Source organism: Sphingobium sp. (assembly GCF_036170395.1).
Classification (GTDB): Bacteria; Pseudomonadota; Alphaproteobacteria; order Sphingomonadales; family Sphingomonadaceae; genus Sphingobium.
The window spans coordinates 36621-55554 of record NZ_JAVHPD010000019.1 but is presented as its reverse complement, the minus strand read 5'-3'; the positions used below and the strand labels follow the sequence as shown (position 1 = coordinate 55554).

The following is an 18934-nucleotide window of genomic DNA, read 5'->3' as shown; positions in this document are numbered from 1 at the left end:
ACCGACCTATGGCGCTGGTCAGGCAGGCAAGAGCATGATAATCAAGGCCGACGTCCGATGACCCAGCCAGCCGCCCCTGCCCGCCCCGGCATCTATGCCCGCGGCTCCGAAACCGTCGACGCCATCTTGAAAGCGGCGCTCGACATCTTGATCGACGAGGGCGCGGAAGGCTTCACCATCCGCCGCATCGCCGCGCGGTGCGGGATGAAGGTCGGCAATGTCAGCTACCATTTCCCGCGCAAGGAAATGCTGATCCAGGTGCTGCTCGACGATCTGATCCACCATTATGGCCGGCTGCTCGATGCGATGGTGCGTAAGCCGGGGCTGGCCGCCGAAGAACAGTTGCGACGCTTCATCATCTTCTGCCTCGACGATATCCGAACGCGGCAGACGACGCATCTCTTCACCGAACTCTGGGCGCTCGCCAATCATGACGCGGTGGTCGCCGACCGGGTGCGCGCCTTCTACGAGCGGGTGCATGGCGTGATCGGCGGCTATGTGGCCGAGATGAACCCCGCGCTGCCGCCCGAGGATGTAAGAACGGTCGCGCTGTACATCAGCGCGTCGATGGAAGGGGCGACGCCGTTTCTCGGCCATGGCAAGCCCTGGGCCGACCGGATGCCGGCCTATACCGCCCTCGCCGTGCAGTCTTTGCTCACGTTGGCGCGCACCGCGACGCCGCAGAGCCTCGCGCCGGTGCGGATCGACATCGAATCGCTGGCGATGGAAGCGGCCTGAGCACCCTGTTGCGCCGCAACAATTTTGCGCGATACGTCATTTCGCCCCCTTGACGGAATCTTGACGTATGTCCAACCTTCACTCCGACGCAGCAGGCATGAAGGGGGATGAGCCAGCATGTCGACCCGCACGATGATTGTCGCCGCCGGCCTCGCCGCCCTGATGGCGGGCAGCGCCGTCATGGCGCAAGCGGCCCCCGCCGCGCTGGAACCGGAGGAATCCAACACCCTCACCATCGATCCGCCGAAGCTCGGCTGGGTCTTCGTCGATGGCGGCTGGGACACGCCCGGCACCAGCATTTTCGACAGCGAAACCGGCAAGATGAAGGGCATGGTGGAAACCCGCCGCCTGGCCGACATGGCGATCGATCCTGCCGGACGCTATTATTACGTCAGCGAAACGATCTGGTCGAAGGCGGATCGCGGCACCCGGCAGGACATGGTGTCGGTCTATGACAGCAAGACGTTGAACCTGCTGACCGAAATTCCGATGCCCGGTCGCATCCTCATCGGGTCACGCAAGAATAATTTCATCATCAGCGACGATGGCAAGACCGGCTATGTCTATGATTTCAGTCCCACTTCGGGGGTGAATATCGTGGACCTGGCGAAGCGCAAGTTCGTCGCCGCGATCGAACTGCCGGGCTGCGCCAGCCTGATGCCCAATCCGGGCGTCGGCTTCTCCGCCCTCTGTTCCGACGGGTCGCTGGCGACTGTTGCGATCAAGGGGACCAAGGGCGACATCACCCACAGCGCGCCCTTCTTCGATGCGACCAACGATCCGATCTTCGACAATTTCGCCTATGACCGCAAGACCAAGACGACGACCTTCCTGACCTATACCGGCCAGATCTACACCGCGCAGATGAGCGCGACGCCGGTCATCGCCGCGCCCTTCTCGATCCAGGCTGCGGCCGGCATTCGCGTCGGCGAAACCAAGCCGCTGGAACTGAACTGGTATCCGGGCGGCCGTCAGCCGATGGCGCTGCACCGCCCGACCGGCCATCTGTTCGTGCTGATGCACAAGGGCGAATATTGGTCGCACAAGGCGCCGGGCGACGAGGTGTGGCAGGTCGATGTCGCCGCCAAGAAGGTCGTGAAGCGGTTCGCGCTCAAGGAGCCGATGGGCAATATCGAGGTGTCGCAGACCGACAAGCCGCTGCTCTACATGAACGGCGAAAAGGGCGAAGTGCTGGTGCTGGACGTCGCGACCGGCGAGGAAAAGCACAAGATCGAGAAAGCAGGCGGCGGCATCATCACCGTGCCGGAGCCTTATTGACGATGGCGGCGATCGGGCTCCAGACGCTGGCTTTGCTGGCACTGACGGGCGCTATTGCGGTCGGGCTGCTGTTGCTGGTGGCCGCGGTCGACCAGTGGCGGCACCGGGCGCTACTGCCCGGCATCATCGCCAATTACCGGCTTCTGCCCGCCCGGCTGGTCGGGCCGGCGGCAACCGCGCTGCCCATTGCCGAGGGCGTGACCGGCGCGGGGCTGATCGCGGGCCTGCACCCGCTGGCGAGCCTGGCCGGCATCGCGCTGCTGCTGCTGTTCGCTGGCGCGATGGCGGTCAACATCCGGCGCGGACGCGGCCATATCGATTGCGGCTGCGGCCATGGCGCGCTGCGCCACCCGATCGGCTGGGGCCTGGTGGCTCGAAACCTCGGTCTCGCCGCGCTTTTGGCGCTTTGTTTCGTTACAGAAACGACATTTGGCGCGATGGATATCGCCACCGCGGTCGCTGGCGGCGTGACCCTCTTTTTGCTCTCACAGCTGTCCCACTCGCTGTTCGCTTTAGCCGCCTCGCCTGTCCATCGGAGATAATATGCTGGCCTCGCTCATCATCTCGCAGATCGTCTCCTGGGTCGTGATCGTCGGGCTTGCGGTGGCGCTGCTGGCGCTGGCGCGGCAGGTCGGCGTGCTACACATCCGCGTCGCCCCGGCGGGCGCGCTCGCCACCAGCGGCGGGCCGGAGGTCGGCAGCAGCACCGGCGCAATCGCCACCCGTACGCTCGACGGCAGGCCGGTGACGATCGGCGGCCATGCCCATGGCGTCAAGCTGCGCCTGCTCTTCTTCGTGTCCGCGCAATGCCCGCTCTGCAAGGCGGTGATCCCGATGGCGCTGAGCTTTGCCAAGGCCGAACGGGTCGCGCTGACCTTCGTGGGCGACGATGATCCGGCGGCGCAGCGCGCGATGATCGCGCAGCATGGGCTGGAAGGCCATAGCTTCGTCAACGGTCCCGAAGTCGGCCAGGCCTATGGCGTCGCCAAGCTGCCTTTCGCGGTGCTGCTGAACGAAGAAGGCGCGATCCTGTCGAAGGGGCTGGTCAACAGCCGTGAGCACCTCGAAAGCCTGATCGTCGCGCACGAAATGGGCATCCGCACGGTGCAGGACTATATTGGCGGCCTGAAGGCGCAGGCGGCATGAACGGACAAATGGGGGCAAGACAATGAAGCGATTCGATGCCGACGCCATGGGGGAAAAGCTGCTGCGGCGCTTTGCCGGGGGCTCGTCGCGCCGGTCGATGCTGACCCGGCTGGGCGCGGCGCTGGTCGCCGCGCCCGCCTTCCCTTTGCTGCCGGTCAGCCGCGCCGAAGCGGCCAAGCCCGACCGCTCGCCCGAGGCCAAGACCGGCTTCGCCCGCAACGCGCAGACGAAGGACGACACGAAATGCGACTATTGGCGCTACTGCGCCATCGACGGGGCTTTGTGCACCTGCTGCGGCGGCGGCATCCATAGCTGCCCTGCTGGGGCCGAGCCATCCCCGGTGTCCTGGGTCGGCACCTGCATCAATCCCGACGACGGCAAGGCTTACCTCATCGCCTATCGCGACTGTTGCGGCAAGCCCGCCTGCGGCCAGTGCGGATGCGACAATACCGACCGCGAGACCCAGCTCTATCTGCCGCAGCTCAACAATGACGTGATCTGGTGCTTCGGCACGAGCAGCATGGAATATCATTGCTCCACCGCGGTATTGGTGGGCGCGGCGAGCTAAGGACCGGCATGGCAACGGCGGAGCGATGGATGCGCGCGCTGGCGATCGGCGCGCCGCTGCTGCTGGTTGCCACCATGGGACTGCGCGCGGCGCTGCCGCCGATGGGGCTGCTGCCCGCCGCCATCACCGATCCTGACATGGCGCGCGCCGACTATGTCGAGCAATGCGCCGGCTGCCATGGCGTGCAGGGCAGCGCCGCGCCGGCGCAGCTGCCCGAACTGCGCGGCCGGGTCGGCTGGTTTCTCTGCACCCCCGACGCGCGCGCCTATCTGCTGCGCCTCCCCAATATCGCGCACAGCCGGATCAAGGATAATCAGCAGCTCGCCGACATGATGAACTATGTCGTCTTCGGGCTGGGCGGTGCGAGCGCGCCGAAGGACGCCGCCCCCTTCACCGCCGAGGAAGTCGCGCGCGAGCGGCAGCAGGCCCTGTCGACCACGACGCTCAAGGCCGAACGCGCCCGCCAGGTCGACGCCGCCATCCGCCAATGCGGCGCGCCCGCCTCGCTGCGGCTGCTCTATCCGGGGCAGAAGGGCTGACGCGGGCTGCGTTTTACAACAGTTGGCCGGGTTCCCCGGCGCAGGCCGGGGTCCAGTTCAGGGCGTGGAACTGGACCCCGGCCTGCGCCGGGGAACAAGATACCGGTTCCTATAGATATATTCGCTGCCTGACGCCCGGTCAGGGCGCGCGGGTGGCGTTCCAGTTGAACAGGAAGTTTCGATGCTCGGCCCAGGTCTGGCCTTCGACCCGGTCGCCGCGCAGGCAGGCGCTGCTATGATAGGGGCCGACCCCATCGGTCGTGCGGAAGCTGACGCAGAGCCGGCCCCGGTCTTGCTTCCAGCGGCCCGCCTCTATAGCGCTGTCATAGAAGCTGCCGCTGACTGAGCCGTCGGGCGCCAGGAGTAGCAGCATCGTCTTGGCATAGGGCTCGGCCGGATCGGTCGACAGATCGACGGACCATGGGCCGTCGAGCGCCTCCGGCGTCGCGGCCAAGGCGGGGGCCGTAGCGGCGAGGCAGGCGATCAGCATCAGGCGCTTCATCCGGCTCTCCTCTGCGCCGCAGCGATCGGGCGATGAGGATGCAGGCTAGCGCGGCGACCTCCCGCCGCCACCCGCCTTTTGGTGCAGCCGCCGCCGGACCCAAGGTCCGGCGGCAACCGTAGCGCTCAGAATTTCTGGCCGAAGCGCATCCCGAAGAATTGCGGCCGGATCGTGAAGGTCCGCGACGATCCCGAGCAGAAGTCGATCGAGCAGAAGGTGTTTTTCGTCAATTGCCCCCTCTTGTCGAAGGCGTTCTGGATGAACAGCGTCAAGCTCCATCGGTCGCGCTTTATGCCGCCGGAAAAGTCGAAGCTGACAAAACCCTTGGTGTTGCCCAAAAGGGCATTGTTATCGACGTTCAGATCCTGCGTGGCCCCAGTCTGGTACAGCGCCGCTCCCTGCACGTAGCCATTCAGGTCACCGAGCATCGTGTCGAAGCGGACCGATGTCGTACCCTTGAACTTGGGCTGGCGCGGCAGTCGCGTGCCATTCGCTGCGGCAACCTGCGGTGTGGGCGGGCTGGATTCCGGCACATCCTCGCCCAATGTGCAGGTCGGCAGCTGCGAAATGGACGAGGTGGGTTTGTCGAGGGCGAAGTTGCAGAAATTGCCCTTCAACTTGCCGTCGTTAAAGGCGCCAGAACTCGAAATGGTGAACTTCCCGAGCTTCAAGTCGGCGTCATATTCTACGCCCTTGACCTCTGCCTTGCCCGCATTGCCGGTCATGCCCGCGCCCTGCGCGCCCGACACGACGACGCCATATTGGATATTGTCCCATTTCTCCAGATAGACGGCGGCATTGAGGCGGAAGATGCCGCCCCATGTCGTCTTCATGCCCAACTCATAGTTGGTGAGCGTTTCCGACTGGAACGGCGCGACATCCACTGGTCCAAAGCCGCGAATACGTAGCGGGCGGTTGAAACCGCCGGGACGGAAGCCGGTCGAATAGTTGGCATAAACCATCTTGTCGGACGTGATCTGCCAGTCGAGCGCGACCTTATGCGTTTCGCCCTTTTCCTTGTAGCGGCCAGTCTGGTCGGCGGCGCGGAAGTTGGTGTTGAGGCATTGGAGACGCTCATTAGGCAGTGGCGTTGGGCAGCCCATAGTGCCAGTCGGGACGTAATAGGACGTCACGGTGTTCGCGGCCGAGGCAGCCACGCCGGCAAAGCCCTTCACTGCATAGTCGGTCCAGAAATAGCGGAGGCCGCCGGTAATCTTTAGGGTCGGCGTAATGTTGTAATGGCCTTCAGCAAATATCGCCTTGTCATGATAAAGCTGGTTCTGCTCGACAACATAGAAGCCGTCCTGCTTCACCGCCGGCGTGCCGTAGAGCATGGTGCCGAGCGGGTTGCCGTTCGGGTTGATAACCGTGTCCGTAAAGTATGGGACGGAGTCGTCCGCCGTATCAGGGATCCCGTCCTGGTCGTAATCGATCGCGAACATCGCCGGCACGCCGATCAAGCCGCCGGCAACATCGCCGCCGCCCGTCTGCGTATAACCGGTGATCGTGTCCAGCCCACGGATCGCATAGTAGGTGTTGCTCTCATTCTTCTGCCGCTGATAAAATCCGCCGATCGTCAGGTCGAACGGCCAGTCCTTGGGCGTCGTCAGCCGCAATTCCTGTGTGAACTTGTTGCGGTGCCAGTCGGCGTGATAATATTGAGTCGGGTCGATCAGCGAACATTGCTGCGCCGCGCCCGATCCGGTGCAATTGTCGAAAAATTGCAGGTAGCTCTCGTAGCCCGCCCCGAAGCCGTCATAGGTGACGGTGTAATAAGTATAATCGTTCAGCGTCTTAGTACGGCGCTTGAAATAGCCGGTCGCCGACACAAGCTCGAAATCGCCGATATGGCCGTGGATCGATAATGCCGCCTGGAACCAGCGGTCATCGTTCCGGGTCTTGTCATAGTCATGGACTTCCAGGTCGCCGACACGGGGATCATAGCCGAAATAGCCGTTGGAAATCTGACGCTGACCGGTGAATTGCGGCGTGATCTGCCAGCCATCGACCGGCTCCCAAAGCACCTGGATGCGGCCGCCAAACTCCTTGATATTATTGTAGTCGTCCTTGGCGATATCGCTGTTGTCGAGGTTGAAGAAGGTGTCAGGGTTATTGTCGCCCAGCGTATAGACCGCCGGCGCGCCGTTGTTCAGCCTGCCGTTATTGGGCGTGTTGTCGATATATCCGCCCTCGCGCCGGTAATAGCCCATGACGCGCAACGCCAGCGTGTCGCCTTGCGGAATATTGATGTAGGATTCGATCTGGCCGCCGAAATCACCCTTGCCATATTTGTTCGCTTCGACATCGTAACCAAACTCGAACGTGCCGAGTTTGGGCTTGTTGGTGATGAGGCGGATGGTGCCGGCGAGCGAACCCGCGCCGTAGAGCGTGCCCTGCGGCCCCGCGAGCGCTTCGATGCGCTCAAGGTCATACGCATGGATGTCCGGCACTTCGGTGCCGGTGATCGGAATGTCGTCGAGATAATAGCCGACCGAGGCATAAGCGCCGCCGGCGGGAACGATGCCGCGGAAGAAGGCGGTGTTGCGGCCCGGCCCGATCCCCTCGAACGAGACCGAAGGCAGCAGGGTGGCGAAGTCGCTCAGCCCCTTGACCTGTCGCTCCGCCAGCGTCTCTGCGCCCAGCGCCTGCATCGAGATCGGCACCTTCTGAATGCTCTGCGCGCTGCGGGTCGCGGTCACGATGATCTCGCCCAGCCCCTGTTCCTCGGGCGGGGCCTGCTCCGGCTCCTGCGCGAGCGCCAGGTTAGGCGCGGCGATCCCCGCCAGCATGGTGGTGACGCCCAGCAGGCGCAGGCGTTGCGCGCGGCGACGAGACTGGATTGTCATGATGATCGGACCCCCCTCTTTGCTTAAGCCGAACCTCCTTCTTCCTCTCCCCGTCCTGGCGGTTGATCCCGCCAGCCTATGTCGCAGCGCACCATGCCGAAAAGCGGCACATCCCGGTTGCATCTCGCGCCGGCGCAAGAGGCTGCGCGTCCCGCCGCACAGATGCGCCGGAGACACCGCCCAACCCGGCGGCAATGGTCGATATTCTGTGTCTACCCCTATGACGCGGTCATTTTGGACGCGCGTCCAGCTTCGATAATGTCGCAAGGACCGTGGGAGTCAACAGGGTCCATATACGTAATTTATACACCCCCCCTCCCCAGCCATTGCACCGGACAACAAAGGCGATCATGGTGCAGTGCGGAAAGGACCGGCAGGGTGACGCAAGCGGGGGGCATCGCGACGACCGAGGCAGCGCTGGCGCAAGCGGCGCGGCTGCTCGACAGTGCGCCGGAGGCCGCCCTGGCGCAGGCCGAAGCGATCCTCAAAAGGCGGCGCATGGCCCCGGCCGAACTCATCGCCTGCCAGGCGCTGCGACGCATGGGCAAACCGAGCCAGGCGCTGACCCGGCTTACTGCGCTCGCCCGCAGCGATGCCCATGTGCCGGCCGTGCTGTGGGAGCTGGCGCAGGCGGCGAGCGAGGCGGGGGCGACCGGCCAGGCCATCGCGGCGCTCGAAAATCTCACCCGTCGGCAACCGGGCGTCGCTGCCGGCTGGTTCCTTCTTGGGCGCGAGTTGCGCCGGGCCGACCGGGAGATGGACGGATGGCGCGCCGACCTGTCCGGGGTGCGCGCCGCGTCGCGCGATCCCATGCTGCTGGAAGCGGCGGCGGCGATGAACGAGGGGCGGCTGGACGCGGCGGAGGCAGTGCTGAACGGCAGGCTCGCACAAAACCCGGACGATCCGCCGGCGGTCCGCCTGCTGGGCGAAGTCGAGTGGCGGCGCGGCGACATGAGCGCGGCGCTGGCGCTGGTCGAGCGGGCGGTGGCGCTGGCGCCGGGGTTCGATCTCGCCCGCGATTTCCTCGCCCGGCTGCTGCTCCAGAGCAACCGCCTGCCCGAAGCGCTGGCGCAGGCCGAGACGCTGGCGCGATCGCCGCTGCGCCATCCGGGCTATGAGCTGCTGCGCGCCTCCATCCTGGTGCGGCTGGGGGATCAGGCCGGCGCCTGCGCGATCTACGAGGCGCTGCTGAAGCACAAGCCCGACCATCCGCAGGTGTGGCAGAATCTGGGCCATGCCCGCAAGACGCTGGGCCAGCAGGCCGGCGCGATCCACGCCTATCGCCAGGCAGTGACGCATCAGCCGACGATGGGCGAAGCCTGGTGGAGCCTCGCCAATCTCAAGACCGTGACGCTGGACACCGAAGACATAGCGGCGATGCGGGACGCGCTCGATGCGCTGGCTCCCGAAGCTGGGACGCGCCACGAGGATATATTCCACCTCCATTTCTCGCTCGGCAAGGCGCTGGAGGATGCGGGCGACCATGAGGGCGCGTTCGGCCATTATGCGGAAGGCAACCGGCTGCGCCGCGCGCTCCTGAACCATGACGCGGCCGCTTTTTCAGCCGAGGTCGAGGCAGGCGCGCGGACCTTCACCGCGCCCTTCATCGCCGCCAAGGGGCCTGGCGGATGCCCCGCCCCCGACCCGATCTTCATCGTCGGATTGCCGCGTTCCGGCTCCACCCTGGTCGAGCAGATCCTCTCCAGCCACAGCCTGGTCGAAGGGACGATGGAACTGCCCGAAATGATGATTATCGCCAGCCGCCTCCAGGCGCGGGTGGACGAGGGCGAATTCGCCGATTTCGCGAGCATGGTAGCTGCCCTGTCCCCCGCCGACCGGCTCCGGCTGGGCGAGGAATATATCGAACGGACGCGCATCCACCGCCAGACCGACCGGCCGCATTTCATCGACAAGATGCCCAACAACTGGCAGCATGTCGGGCTCATTCACCTGATCCTGCCCAATGCCCGCATCATCGACGCGCGCCGGCACCCGATGGCCTGCTGCTTTTCGGGCTGGAAGCAGCATTTCGCGCGCGGGCAGGCGTTCAGCTATGACCTATCCGACATCGGCCTCTATTATCGCGATTATGTAGCGGCGATGCGCGCGTTCGACGCAGCGATGCCGGGGCAGGTCCACCGCGTGATCTACGAGCATATGGTAGCCGACACGCCGGGCGAAGTGGCGCGGCTGCTCGACCATCTCGGCCTCGCCTTCGAGCCCGCCTGCCTCGCCTTCTGGGAGACCAAACGGGCGGTGCGGACGGCCAGTTCCGAACAGGTGCGCCAGCCCATCTATACCGGCGGCCTCGACCAATGGCGGCACTTCGCGCCATGGCTCGACCCGCTCGAAACCGCGCTCGGCCCCGCCCTGACCGACTGGCAATAGCGCCGGTCGGGCGACAGCCCGGCCCGGCCCGCCATTTTCCCCCTTGCCCCGGCGGCTTTCCCATGCACAAAGCTTGCCAAACGCCGCGCGCGCGCCGATTTCACGCGGGCTTAACCCGGCGGCCATAAGGACAGACGGATGGACGACCTCATCACCCCCGACCGGACCGGCCACCGGCCGCAGATCCCGCAGGAAGTGGGCGACGGATTGTCGGTCATTTCCATAGCCAAAAGCTACGACAAGCGCGTCGTCCTGTCCGACGTGTCGCTGACGGTGGGCAAGGGCGAGGTGGTGGGGCTGCTCGGCCCCAATGGCGCGGGCAAGACGACCTGCTTCTATTCGGTCATGGGCCTTGTGCGCCCCGACCATGGCCGCATCGTGCTGGACGGGCAGGATATCACCAACCTGCCCATGTATCGTCGGGCGATCCTGGGCCTGGGCTATCTGCCGCAGGAAACCTCCATCTTTCGCGGCATGACGGTGGCGCAGAATATCGGCGCGGTGCTGGAACTGGCAGAGCCCGACAAAACAGCCCGAGCGGTGCGGCTGGAGCAATTGCTGTCCGAGTTCGGCCTCACCCGGCTGCGCGATTCCGCCGCGATGGCGCTGTCGGGCGGCGAGCGGCGGCGCTGCGAGATTGCGCGCGCGCTGGCGGCGAACCCGTCGATCGTGCTGCTGGACGAGCCCTTCGCCGGCATCGACCCGCTGTCGATCGCCGATATCCGCGATCTGGTGAAGCAGTTGAAGACGCGCGGCATCGGCGTGCTCATCACCGACCATAATGTGCGCGAGACGCTGGAGATCGTGGACCGCGCCTGCATCATCTATGGCGGCCAGGTGCTGTTCGCCGGCAGCCCTATCGAACTGGTCGCCAATGCCGACGTCCGCCGGCTGTATCTGGGCGAGAATTTCCAGTTGTAAGATGCGGATGGGGCGCGCCTTGGCCGAACGGAGGGAAGCGCGCTGATGGCGCTCGGGCCGCGCCTCGACCTTCGGCAGAGCCAGTCGCTGGTGATGACGCCGCAGCTCCAGCAGGCGATCAAGCTGCTGGCGCTGAGCAATCTGGAGATCGAGGCGTTCGTCGCGGGCGAGCTGGAGAAGAACCCACTGCTCGACAGCGGCGGCGAGGAGTTCGCGCCGCAAGCCGACGGCATCGACCGGGTGGAGGAGCGGCCGACGCTCGCCGCCGAGACTGGCTCCAGCGACGATCTCATCGCGCAGGGTCTGGGCGCGGCGGACAGTCCGCTGGATGTCGATCATGGCGCGGATATCTTCATCGACGATGGCCCGGCCGACCGGATGACGGGCGCAGGCGGCAGCGGCATGGACATGCTGGGATCGGCGGGCGGCTATGCCGAGGACGCGCCCGATTTCGACAGCTTCGCCGCGCCCGACATTAGCCTGCACGAACATCTGATGGATCAGGCGCGGGCGGCGCTGTCGGGCATGGACCTGCTCATCGCCACGCAACTGATCGGGCAGATCGACGAAGCGGGCTATCTGGAGGCCAATCTGCTCCAGACCGCCCATGCACTGGGCGTGCCTTTGTTCGATGTCGAGCGGGTGCTGGGGGTCATCCACGGCTTCGACCCGACGGGCGTGGGCGCCCGGTCGCTCTCCGAATGTCTCGCTTTGCAAGCCAAGGAAGCCGACCGCTACGACCCCTGCATGGCGCGGCTGCTCGCCAATCTCGACCTGCTGGCGAAGGGCGCGCTGCCTCAGCTGCGGCGCATCTGCGGCGTGGACGAGGAGGACATGGCCGACATGATCGCCGAACTGCGCGGCTATGACCCCAAGCCCGGCCTCAAATTCGCATCGGACCGCGCCGCGCCGGTCACCCCCGACCTGTTCGTGCGGCGGACGCGCGAGGGTTGGGCTATCGAGATCAACAGCGCCACCCTGCCCCGCGTGCTTATCAACCGCAGCTATTATGTCGAGCTGTCGAGCGGGCCGCAGGATCGCAGCGCCAGGGCGTGGCTGGCCGACTGCCTCGCCAGCGCCAACTGGCTGGTCAAGGCGCTGGACCAGCGGCAGAAGACGATCATCAAGGTGGCGAGCGAGATATTGAAGCAGCAGGAAGGCTTTTTCCGCGACGGGGTGGCGCATCTGAAGCCGCTGACGCTCAAAGCCGTGGCCGACGCGATCGGGATGCACGAAAGCACGGTCAGCCGCGTCACGTCGAACAAATATCTGTCCTGCCCGCGCGGGCTTTACGAGCTTAAATATTTCTTCACCAGCGGGGTGGCGGCGGCGGACGGCGACGGCGCGGTCTCGGCCGAAGCGGTCAAGAGCCACATCAAGGCGCTGATCGCGAGCGAAGACCCGCAGGCGATCCTGTCCGACGACACGCTGGTCGACCTGCTCCGCGCCAAAGGCATGGACATCGCCCGGCGCACCGTGGCCAAATATCGCGAGGCGATGGGGATCGGGTCGTCGGTGCAACGACGGCGGCAGAAGGCGCTCAAGGGGAAGGCGGCCTGAGGGTTCGGCCGCTCAATCCTCCTGATGGTAGCGGCTGAGCTTCCGGATGAAGCCGATCAATCCTGTCTGGCGGCTGCGTTTCATGCGTTCGGCGTGGAGGATGGTCTGGACGCGGGCGAAGCAGTCGTCGGCGTCGACGTTGCACAGGACATAGTCGTAGCCGTCCCAGTGGGCGATCTCACCCGCCGCGCGGGACATGCGGGCGTCGATCACGGCGTCGCTGTCAGTGGCGCGGCCGCGCAGGCGGCGTTCCAGTTCCTCCATCGAGGGGGGCAGGATGAAGATGCGGACGACATCGCCGCCAGCGATCTGGTGCAACTGCTGCGCGCCCTGCCAGTCTATGTCGAACAGCACGTCCTTGCCCGATTTCAGCATCGCTTCGACCGGCGCGCGCGGCGTGCCGTAGCGCTGGCCGAAGACATGTGCCCATTCGAGGAACTCCTGGTCGGCGACCATGCGGCGGAATTCTTCCAGATCGACGAAATGATAATCCTTGCCGTCGACCTCGCCCGGCCGCATCGGGCGGGTGGTGGCGGAGACGGACATGGAGAGATCCGGCTCGGCGCCGAGCAGCTTGCGGGCGATGGTGGACTTTCCCGCGCCGGACGGCGAGGAAAGGACGAAGAGCACGCCCCGGCGCTTGAAATCGGGCGTCTCGGCAGGAAGATGGTCGGCCATGGCCGCTAGTGCCGCGCGGCACGCGCTTTTGCAAGGGGGTGGAAGGACGGATGACGAGGAGAGCGCGGCAGAGGAACCGGCGGGGCTTCATGCTGGCGGGGCTGATCGCCCTGATCGCCTGCGCGGTCCTGTTCGCAATGCAGCGGCCGCCGATCTGCACCTGCGGCTATGTGCAGCTCTGGCATGGCGCGCTCGACAGCGGCAACAGCCAGCATCTGGCCGACTGGTATAGCCTCAGCCACATCATCCACGGTTTCATCTTCTATGCGGCGGCGTGGTGGTTGCTGCGGCGGCAGCCAATGGGCATGCGGCTTGCGGCGGCGGTAGCGGTCGAGGCGGCGTGGGAGTTATTGGAGAACTCGCCCATCATCATCGACCGATACCGCACCGCGACGATCGCGCTCGGCTATTCGGGCGACTCGATCGTCAATTCGATGAGCGATATCGGGATGATGGCGGCGGGCTTCCTGTTCGCAGCGCGCGCGCCTGCGTGGATGACGATCGCCCTGGCGGTGACGCTGGAACTCATCGCGCTGGCGGTGATCCGCGACAATCTGACGCTCAATGTGCTGATGCTCACCTGGCCGGTCGAGGCGATCCGCGATTGGCAGGCGGCGCTTTAGGCCGCGCCCTTGCGCCGGGCGCTGTCGATCGGGATCGCGTCCGTCGGCTCGCTCGCGCTCTGGTCGGTGAGCAGCTTCTGCGTCTTCTTCCGCTCCGCCTCGCGCTTTGCCTCATAGAGCTTGCCGGCCATATAGGCGCCGGTCACGAACAGCGCGCCGGCGGGGTAGCGCATGATGAGGCGCTTCGCCCCCGCGCCCGCAATTAGGCCGACGACGCCCTTCTTGCCCGTGCCGGCCGCGACCCGCGCCGCGACGACGGTGGCGCCCAGGCGAGCGACCTTGCGGAGAAGTCCGGCCTTTTTGGGCGGCCGGACGGTGATGAGGGGAGCGGCTGGCTTCTTCATATCGGGTTAATGTATCGCAGCCGCCCCGGTTCCGCCATGTTGATCTGGATCAGACCATATTTTCCGGCCGCACCAGCCGGTCGAAGGTCGGCCCATCCACCAGCCCCAGGTCCAGCCCCGCTTCCTTGAGGGTCAGCCCCTTCTTGTGGGCGTGCTTGGCGATGGCGGCAGCATTGTCATAGCCGATCTCCGGGGCGAGCGCCGTCACCAGCATCAGCGAGCGGTCGACCAGTTCGGCGATCCGCGCCTCGTTCGCCACCAGCCCCTCGACGCAGCGTTCGGCGAAGCTCTCCATGCCGACGCTCAGCAGATGGATCGAGCGCAGCACCGCCGCCCCGATCAGCGGCTTGAAGACGTTCAGCTCCAAATGGCCCTGCATCCCGCCGACGGTCACGGCTTGATGATTGCCGATCACCTGCGCGGCGACCATGGTCAGCATCTCGCACTGGGTGGGGTTGACCTTGCCCGGCATGATCGAGCTGCCCGGCTCGTTGGCCGGAAGGTCGAGTTCGCCCAGCCCCGAGCGCGGGCCGCTGCCGAGCAGGCGGATGTCGTTGGCGATCTTGGTCAGCGCCACGGCGATGCTGTTGAGGCGGCCGGAGAAGTCCACCAGCGTGTCATGGCTCGCCAGCGCCTCGAACTTGTTGGGAGCGGTCTCGAACGGGAAATGGGTGATGGCGGCGATCTGCGCGGCCACATCCTCGGCAAAGCCCGGCGGGGCGTTGAGGCCGGTGCCGACCGCTGTGCCGCCCTGTGCCAGTTTGGAGAGGCCATGTTCGACCAGCGGCATGGTGCGGGTGCGGGCGAGGCGGATCTGGGCATAATAGCCGGAAAATTCCTGCCCCAGGGTGAGCGGCGTCGCGTCCTGCAAATGGGTGCGGCCGATCTTGACGATATGGCCCCACGCCTGCGCCTTGGCGAGCAGGGCGCGCTCCAGCCGTTCGAGCGCGGGGAGAAGCTGGCGGGTGGCGGCGAGCGCGGCGGCGACATGCATGGCGGTGGGGAAGCTGTCGTTGGAGGACTGGCCGCGATTGACATGGTCGTTGGGGTGAACCGGGTTCTTGCCGCCGCGCGTGCCAGTGAGGATTTCGTTGGCGCGGCCGGCGATCACCTCGTTGACGTTCATGTTGGACTGGGTGCCGCTGCCGGTCTGCCAGATGACGAGCGGGAACTGGTCGTCATGCGCGCCGGCCGCGACTTCGGCGGCGGAGGTTTCGATCGCGTCGGCTAACGCGGGGTCGAGACCGTGCTTGCGGTTCACACGGGCAGCGGCCTGCTTCACGATGGCGAGGGCGTGGACGATGCCGATCGGCATCCGCTCGGTCGCGCCGAACGGGAAATTCTCGATGCTGCGCTGGGTCTGCGCGCCCCAATAGGCGTCGGCGGGAACCTCTATCGCGCCGATGCTGTCGGTTTCGGTGCGCGTGGCGGCCATGCAAATGCTCCCTTCATGAGGACCGATCGCGGGATCGGCCCCTGATTTAGGAGCGAGGCGGCGAAATCCAAGCCGATCTCAGTCGCGCACCTCGACCGCATCGAGCGCGCGCGGCACCGAGGCGAGCAGGTCCCGCAGGGAAGGCGCGGACACCACATTGTCGCGGATCACCTGCTGCGGATCGACGACATGGGCAAAGCAGATGCCGCACAGGTCGCCGCGCACCCAGGTGATGCGGGCCGGCATGTCCAGCCCCTTGGCGCGCAGATGGACGCGCGCGCCCTTGGAAAAGCCGGCGGGATGTTCGAGCAGGCAACCGCCCGCCGAGATATCGCCGATAATGACGCTGCGCGTCTCCTCCCCCTCCTGCATGTCGGCGGCGAAGGCGGTGACAAAGCGGGCGTGCCGCCGTCGGTCGAAAAAGGTCGCCATTTCTTCGCCTGTCATGGCGGCGTACTCCTCAAATATGGGGTTGCCGGGGCGCAAAATCTGCGAGCGGCCGATAGTGGACTGTCGCGGACATCCCCTAACAAAAGGTAAATTTCCACAACCGACCATAAGTTGAAGAGTGGCCGCTTTCTATTTGCAATAGCCCCCTAAAATGCCGATGGAGCGGCCAAAAGGGGATCGCCATGAAATCATATTGCCTGTCAGCGTTGATGCTGGCCCTGCCCACTCCGCTGATGGCGCAAGCCCCCGACGAGGCGGGCGACGGCACGACGATCATCGTCACCGGCGCGGGGTTGCCGCTGCCGCCGGGGACGCCGGCCTATGGATCAGTGACGATCGGGCGCGACCGGCTGATGGACAGCGCGTCGGGGCGGATCGAGAACGTGCTGGGCGACGTGGCGGGATTCCAGCAGTTCCGCCGGTCGGACAGCCGGTCGTCCAATCCCTCCAACCAGGGGGCGACGCTGCGGGCGCTGGGCGGCAATGCGTCGAGCCGGACCCTGGTGCTGCTTGATGGTGTGCCGGTGGCCGATCCCTTCTTCGGTTATATCCCCTTCAGCGCCCTCGTTCCTGAGCGGCTGTCGGTGGTGCGGGTGACGCGCGGCGGCGGGATCGGCGCGTTCGGCGCGGGCGCGGTGGCAGGCACGATCGAGCTGGCGAGCGGGACGCGGGACCAGTTGCCCGACCTCTCGGCCAGCGCCTTCTACGGCAGCCGCGACGCGACCGAATTGTCTGCCGGACTGACGCAGGATCTGGGTGGCGGCTATGTGTCGCTGTCCGGCCGGTGGGATCGGGGCGAAGGGTTCCAGACCACGCCAAGGTCACAGCGGGTTTCGGCGAGCGTGCCGGCGGCCTATGACGGCTGGTCGGCCAATCTGCGCGCGGTCGCGCCCCTGTCGGCCTCGTCCGAGCTTCAGTTCCGCGCGACCCTGTTCGAGGACCAGCGGACGCTGCGGTTCCGGGGCGCGGATAGCATGAGCCAGGGGCAGGATGCGAGCATCCGCTATGTCGCGCGCGGGCTGTGGCAGGTGGATGCGCTCGCCTATGTCCAGGCGCGCAACTTCTCGAACATCGTGATTTCGTCCAACGCGCCGTTCCGCAAATCGCTCGACCAGCGCAACACGCCATCGACCGGGATCGGCGGGAAAATCGAGCTGCGGCCGCCGGTGGGCGGGGGGCATCTGCTGCGGCTGGGGGTCGATACGCGCTTCGCCACCGGCGACATGTATGAGGACGCCTATAATGCCGGGGTGGCGGCGAACCCGCGCACGGCGCTGCGCCATGCCGGAGGCGAGCAGTGGACGAGCGGTGTCTTTGTCGAGGATGACTGGACGCTGGGCCGGCTGGTGCTGACCGGCGGGGCGCGGGCCGATCGCTGGACGATCCGGGACGGCTTCTACCGGCAGGTCGCGACCGCGACGGGAATAGCGAGCGGGACGGACTTTGCCGATCGGTCGGACTGGCAGTTTTCCGGGCGGGTCGGTGCGCTGGTGCAGGCGAGCGATGCGGTGGCGCTGCGGGCGGCGGCCTATAGCGGCTTTCGCCTGCCGACGCTCAATGAACTGTACCGGCCGTTCGTGGTCTTCCCGATCACGACCCAGGCCAATGCGGCGCTGGACCCCGAGAAGTTGAAGGGGGTTGAAGCTGGCGTCGACCTCAGCCCGGCGGCCGGGGCTAAGCTGTCGGCGACGGCTTTCTACAACCGGCTGGACGACGCCATCGCCAATGTGACCTTGAACGCCACGACCCGGCAGCGGCGCAATGTGGACGCGATCGTCGCCAAGGGGGTGGAGGTGACCGCCGAGGCGACGCTGGGCGACATGCGGTTGTCCGCCTCCTACGCCTATGTCCGCAGCAAGGTGGACGCGCCGGGGGCGGCTTTCGACGGCTTCCGCCCGGCGCAGACGCCGCGCCATGCGGCGAGCGCGACTTTGGCCTATAGCCCGGCGCAGGGGCCGACCCTGTCGGGGACGTTGCGTTATGTCGGGGCGCAATATGAGGACGATCTGCAAAGCGACGTGCTGCCCGACGCGCTGACTCTGGACGCGCTGGCGCGGGTGCCGATCGGGCAGGGGATCACGCTGGTGGCGCGGGGCGAGAATCTGTTCGATGAGGATGTCGTCACCCGCAATGCCGGCGGGTCGATCGACCTCGGCACGCCGCGGACGTTGTGGATCGGGGTGAGCGTCGGGGGCTAACCCCGGATGAAAAGGCCGCGCAGGCCCTTGGGGCGGCTCTGGAGGGCGGCGGCGCGCCAGTCCTGCGCTTGGGCGGTGTCGCCTTCGCGCGGGTCGAGCAGGCGGATGCGGGCGCGGCGGTAACCGGCGGGGTCGAGCGTGACGAGGGTCAGGCCATGTTCGGCCGCCGTCGCGGCGAGCAGCGCCGGACGATCCTCCTCGACCGCGATGTCGCCGCGCCGCAGGGCGATAGCGGCGTCGATCGGGAGGATGTGTCCGTCAAAGGCCGGAACAAGCTGCTGGCCGATCCAGTTCCGCATCGTCGCGCCCGCCGCCTTGTCCTGCCGCCCGATCCGGGTGGCGAGCGCGCCAAGGTCGGCCAGCGACAGGGCCGAGATGAAGAGCCGGTCGCGCGACACTCTGGAAGCCCAGACGGACACGCGCTTGTCGCCCTCCGCCACGCGGGCGGCGCGGAGCTGAAGCAGGATCGGGGTGTCGAGAAGATACATTAAGAGAACAGCGAGTGGGACAGCTGAATCGCACTATCGCCCTCCGGCGCGGCGAGCAGATCGACGATATTGTCGCCCTCCCCGCTCAGGCGGCGATACTGGTCGATGCTCATCAGCACATGGGTGGGGCGGCCGCGATCGGTGACGAAGAGGGGTTCGGCGCGGGCGATTCGCTTGGCGGCGCTGACATCCTGGTTGAATTCGCGGCTGGTCATGACCTTCATGCAAGGAC

The 18934-nt window shown here is 66.1% G+C and carries 19 protein-coding genes; 11 read left to right on the top strand and 8 right to left on the bottom strand.

Features of this window, described 5'->3' with window-relative positions; translation table 11 throughout:
• Window positions 1-57 precede the first annotated feature (57 nt).
• The 6 genes from V2B31_RS06490 (at window position 58) to V2B31_RS06465 (ending at window position 4269) form a co-directional block, all read left to right on the top strand.
• Window positions 58-738, top strand: a complete 681-nt coding sequence (locus tag V2B31_RS06490; protein WP_328276592.1) for a TetR/AcrR family transcriptional regulator — start codon at window positions 58-60, stop codon at window positions 736-738.
• A gap of 117 nt (window positions 739-855) precedes the next feature.
• A complete protein-coding gene (locus V2B31_RS06485; RefSeq protein WP_328276590.1) occupies window positions 856-2016 on the top strand; it encodes an amine dehydrogenase large subunit in 1161 nt (386 codons plus the stop codon).
• Between the two features lie 2 nt (window positions 2017-2018).
• A complete protein-coding gene (locus V2B31_RS06480; RefSeq protein WP_328276588.1) occupies window positions 2019-2558 on the top strand; it encodes a MauE/DoxX family redox-associated membrane protein in 540 nt (179 codons plus the stop codon).
• 1 nt (window position 2559) lies between these two features.
• Window positions 2560-3162 (top strand): redoxin family protein, encoded by a 603-nt coding sequence (locus V2B31_RS06475; protein ID WP_328276586.1) that lies wholly within the window; start codon window positions 2560-2562, stop codon window positions 3160-3162.
• Between the two features lie 22 nt (window positions 3163-3184).
• Complete coding sequence (locus V2B31_RS06470; protein ID WP_328276584.1) at window positions 3185-3730, top strand: methylamine dehydrogenase light chain; 546 nt, start codon at window positions 3185-3187, stop codon at window positions 3728-3730.
• Between the two features lie 8 nt (window positions 3731-3738).
• Window positions 3739-4269, top strand: a complete 531-nt coding sequence (locus V2B31_RS06465; protein ID WP_328276582.1) for a cytochrome C — start codon at window positions 3739-3741, stop codon at window positions 4267-4269.
• A 139-nt stretch (window positions 4270-4408) separates the two neighbouring features.
• Here the strand turns inward: V2B31_RS06465 and V2B31_RS06460 are convergent, their stop codons facing one another.
• Both V2B31_RS06460 and V2B31_RS06455 read right to left on the bottom strand, forming a co-directional pair.
• Window positions 4409-4771, bottom strand: coding sequence for a hypothetical protein (locus V2B31_RS06460; protein ID WP_328276581.1), 363 nt, complete (start codon window positions 4769-4771; stop codon window positions 4409-4411).
• A 125-nt stretch (window positions 4772-4896) separates the two neighbouring features.
• Window positions 4897-7617 (bottom strand): TonB-dependent receptor, encoded by a 2721-nt coding sequence (locus V2B31_RS06455; protein WP_328276579.1) that lies wholly within the window; start codon window positions 7615-7617, stop codon window positions 4897-4899.
• A gap of 378 nt (window positions 7618-7995) precedes the next feature.
• Here V2B31_RS06455 and V2B31_RS06450 point away from each other — a divergent pair, with 378 nt between their 5' ends.
• The 3 genes from V2B31_RS06450 (at window position 7996) to rpoN (ending at window position 12486) form a co-directional block, all read left to right on the top strand.
• Complete coding sequence (locus tag V2B31_RS06450; protein WP_422247184.1) at window positions 7996-10005, top strand: sulfotransferase; 2010 nt, start codon at window positions 7996-7998, stop codon at window positions 10003-10005.
• 138 nt (window positions 10006-10143) lie between these two features.
• A complete protein-coding gene (gene lptB, locus V2B31_RS06445; RefSeq protein ID WP_328276577.1) occupies window positions 10144-10926 on the top strand; it encodes an LPS export ABC transporter ATP-binding protein in 783 nt (260 codons plus the stop codon).
• Between the two features lie 45 nt (window positions 10927-10971).
• Window positions 10972-12486, top strand: coding sequence for an RNA polymerase factor sigma-54 (gene rpoN / locus V2B31_RS06440; protein WP_328276575.1), 1515 nt, complete (start codon window positions 10972-10974; stop codon window positions 12484-12486).
• 12 nt (window positions 12487-12498) lie between these two features.
• On the opposite strand, the gene gmk is transcribed toward rpoN, so the two are convergent.
• Complete coding sequence (gmk, locus tag V2B31_RS06435) at window positions 12499-13164, bottom strand: guanylate kinase (RefSeq protein WP_328276573.1); 666 nt, start codon at window positions 13162-13164, stop codon at window positions 12499-12501.
• A gap of 50 nt (window positions 13165-13214) precedes the next feature.
• Here gmk and V2B31_RS06430 point away from each other — a divergent pair, with 50 nt between their 5' ends.
• Window positions 13215-13787, top strand: coding sequence for a DUF2585 domain-containing protein (locus V2B31_RS06430; RefSeq protein WP_328276571.1), 573 nt, complete (start codon window positions 13215-13217; stop codon window positions 13785-13787).
• Here V2B31_RS06430 and V2B31_RS06425 read toward each other — a convergent pair.
• From V2B31_RS06425 to V2B31_RS06415, 3 genes are all read right to left on the bottom strand, one after another.
• On the bottom strand, window positions 13784-14131 hold the full coding sequence (locus V2B31_RS06425; RefSeq protein WP_328276569.1) for a hypothetical protein: 348 nt from the start codon (window positions 14129-14131) through the stop codon (window positions 13784-13786). The genes V2B31_RS06430 and V2B31_RS06425 overlap by 4 nt on opposite strands.
• Window positions 14132-14180: 49 nt before the next feature.
• A complete protein-coding gene (gene fumC, locus V2B31_RS06420; protein ID WP_328276567.1) occupies window positions 14181-15566 on the bottom strand; it encodes a class II fumarate hydratase in 1386 nt (461 codons plus the stop codon).
• A 78-nt stretch (window positions 15567-15644) separates the two neighbouring features.
• Entirely contained in the window at window positions 15645-16013 is a 369-nt protein-coding gene (locus V2B31_RS06415) for a PilZ domain-containing protein (protein ID WP_328276565.1), read from the bottom strand.
• Between the two features lie 185 nt (window positions 16014-16198).
• Between V2B31_RS06415 and V2B31_RS06410 the strand changes: the two genes are divergently transcribed.
• Complete coding sequence (locus V2B31_RS06410; protein ID WP_328276563.1) at window positions 16199-18214, top strand: TonB-dependent receptor; 2016 nt, start codon at window positions 16199-16201, stop codon at window positions 18212-18214.
• Here the strand turns inward: V2B31_RS06410 and V2B31_RS06405 are convergent.
• Together V2B31_RS06405 and V2B31_RS06400 are read right to left on the bottom strand one after the other, a co-directional pair.
• Entirely contained in the window at window positions 18211-18702 is a 492-nt protein-coding gene (locus V2B31_RS06405) for a PIN domain-containing protein (protein WP_328276561.1), read from the bottom strand. The two genes, V2B31_RS06410 and V2B31_RS06405, sit on opposite strands and share 4 nt — an antisense overlap.
• A complete protein-coding gene (locus tag V2B31_RS06400; protein WP_328276559.1) occupies window positions 18702-18926 on the bottom strand; it encodes a type II toxin-antitoxin system Phd/YefM family antitoxin in 225 nt (74 codons plus the stop codon). Before V2B31_RS06400 ends, V2B31_RS06405 begins: the two co-directional genes overlap by 1 nt.
• Window positions 18927-18934 lie beyond the last annotated feature (8 nt).

Coding starts and splice junctions, on each gene's coding strand:
- V2B31_RS06490 (WP_328276592.1), top strand. CDS start 58: ATGACCCAGCCAGCCGCCCCTGCCCGCCCCGGCATCTATGCCCGCGGC.
- V2B31_RS06485 (WP_328276590.1), top strand. CDS start 856: ATGTCGACCCGCACGATGATTGTCGCCGCCGGCCTCGCCGCCCTGATG.
- V2B31_RS06480 (WP_328276588.1), top strand. CDS start 2,019: ATGGCGGCGATCGGGCTCCAGACGCTGGCTTTGCTGGCACTGACGGGC.
- V2B31_RS06475 (WP_328276586.1), top strand. CDS start 2,560: ATGCTGGCCTCGCTCATCATCTCGCAGATCGTCTCCTGGGTCGTGATC.
- V2B31_RS06470 (WP_328276584.1), top strand. CDS start 3,185: ATGAAGCGATTCGATGCCGACGCCATGGGGGAAAAGCTGCTGCGGCGC.
- V2B31_RS06465 (WP_328276582.1), top strand. CDS start 3,739: ATGGCAACGGCGGAGCGATGGATGCGCGCGCTGGCGATCGGCGCGCCG.
- V2B31_RS06460 (WP_328276581.1), bottom strand. CDS start 4,771: ATGAAGCGCCTGATGCTGATCGCCTGCCTCGCCGCTACGGCCCCCGCC.
- V2B31_RS06455 (WP_328276579.1), bottom strand. CDS start 7,617: ATGACAATCCAGTCTCGTCGCCGCGCGCAACGCCTGCGCCTGCTGGGC.
- lptB (WP_328276577.1), top strand. CDS start 10,144: ATGGACGACCTCATCACCCCCGACCGGACCGGCCACCGGCCGCAGATC.
- rpoN (WP_328276575.1), top strand. CDS start 10,972: ATGGCGCTCGGGCCGCGCCTCGACCTTCGGCAGAGCCAGTCGCTGGTG.
- gmk (WP_328276573.1), bottom strand. CDS start 13,164: ATGGCCGACCATCTTCCTGCCGAGACGCCCGATTTCAAGCGCCGGGGC.
- V2B31_RS06430 (WP_328276571.1), top strand. CDS start 13,215: ATGACGAGGAGAGCGCGGCAGAGGAACCGGCGGGGCTTCATGCTGGCG.
- V2B31_RS06425 (WP_328276569.1), bottom strand. CDS start 14,131: ATGAAGAAGCCAGCCGCTCCCCTCATCACCGTCCGGCCGCCCAAAAAG.
- fumC (WP_328276567.1), bottom strand. CDS start 15,566: ATGGCCGCCACGCGCACCGAAACCGACAGCATCGGCGCGATAGAGGTT.
- V2B31_RS06415 (WP_328276565.1), bottom strand. CDS start 16,013: ATGACAGGCGAAGAAATGGCGACCTTTTTCGACCGACGGCGGCACGCC.
- V2B31_RS06410 (WP_328276563.1), top strand. CDS start 16,199: ATGAAATCATATTGCCTGTCAGCGTTGATGCTGGCCCTGCCCACTCCG.
- V2B31_RS06405 (WP_328276561.1), bottom strand. CDS start 18,702: ATGTATCTTCTCGACACCCCGATCCTGCTTCAGCTCCGCGCCGCCCGC.
- V2B31_RS06400 (WP_328276559.1), bottom strand. CDS start 18,926: ATGAAGGTCATGACCAGCCGCGAATTCAACCAGGATGTCAGCGCCGCC.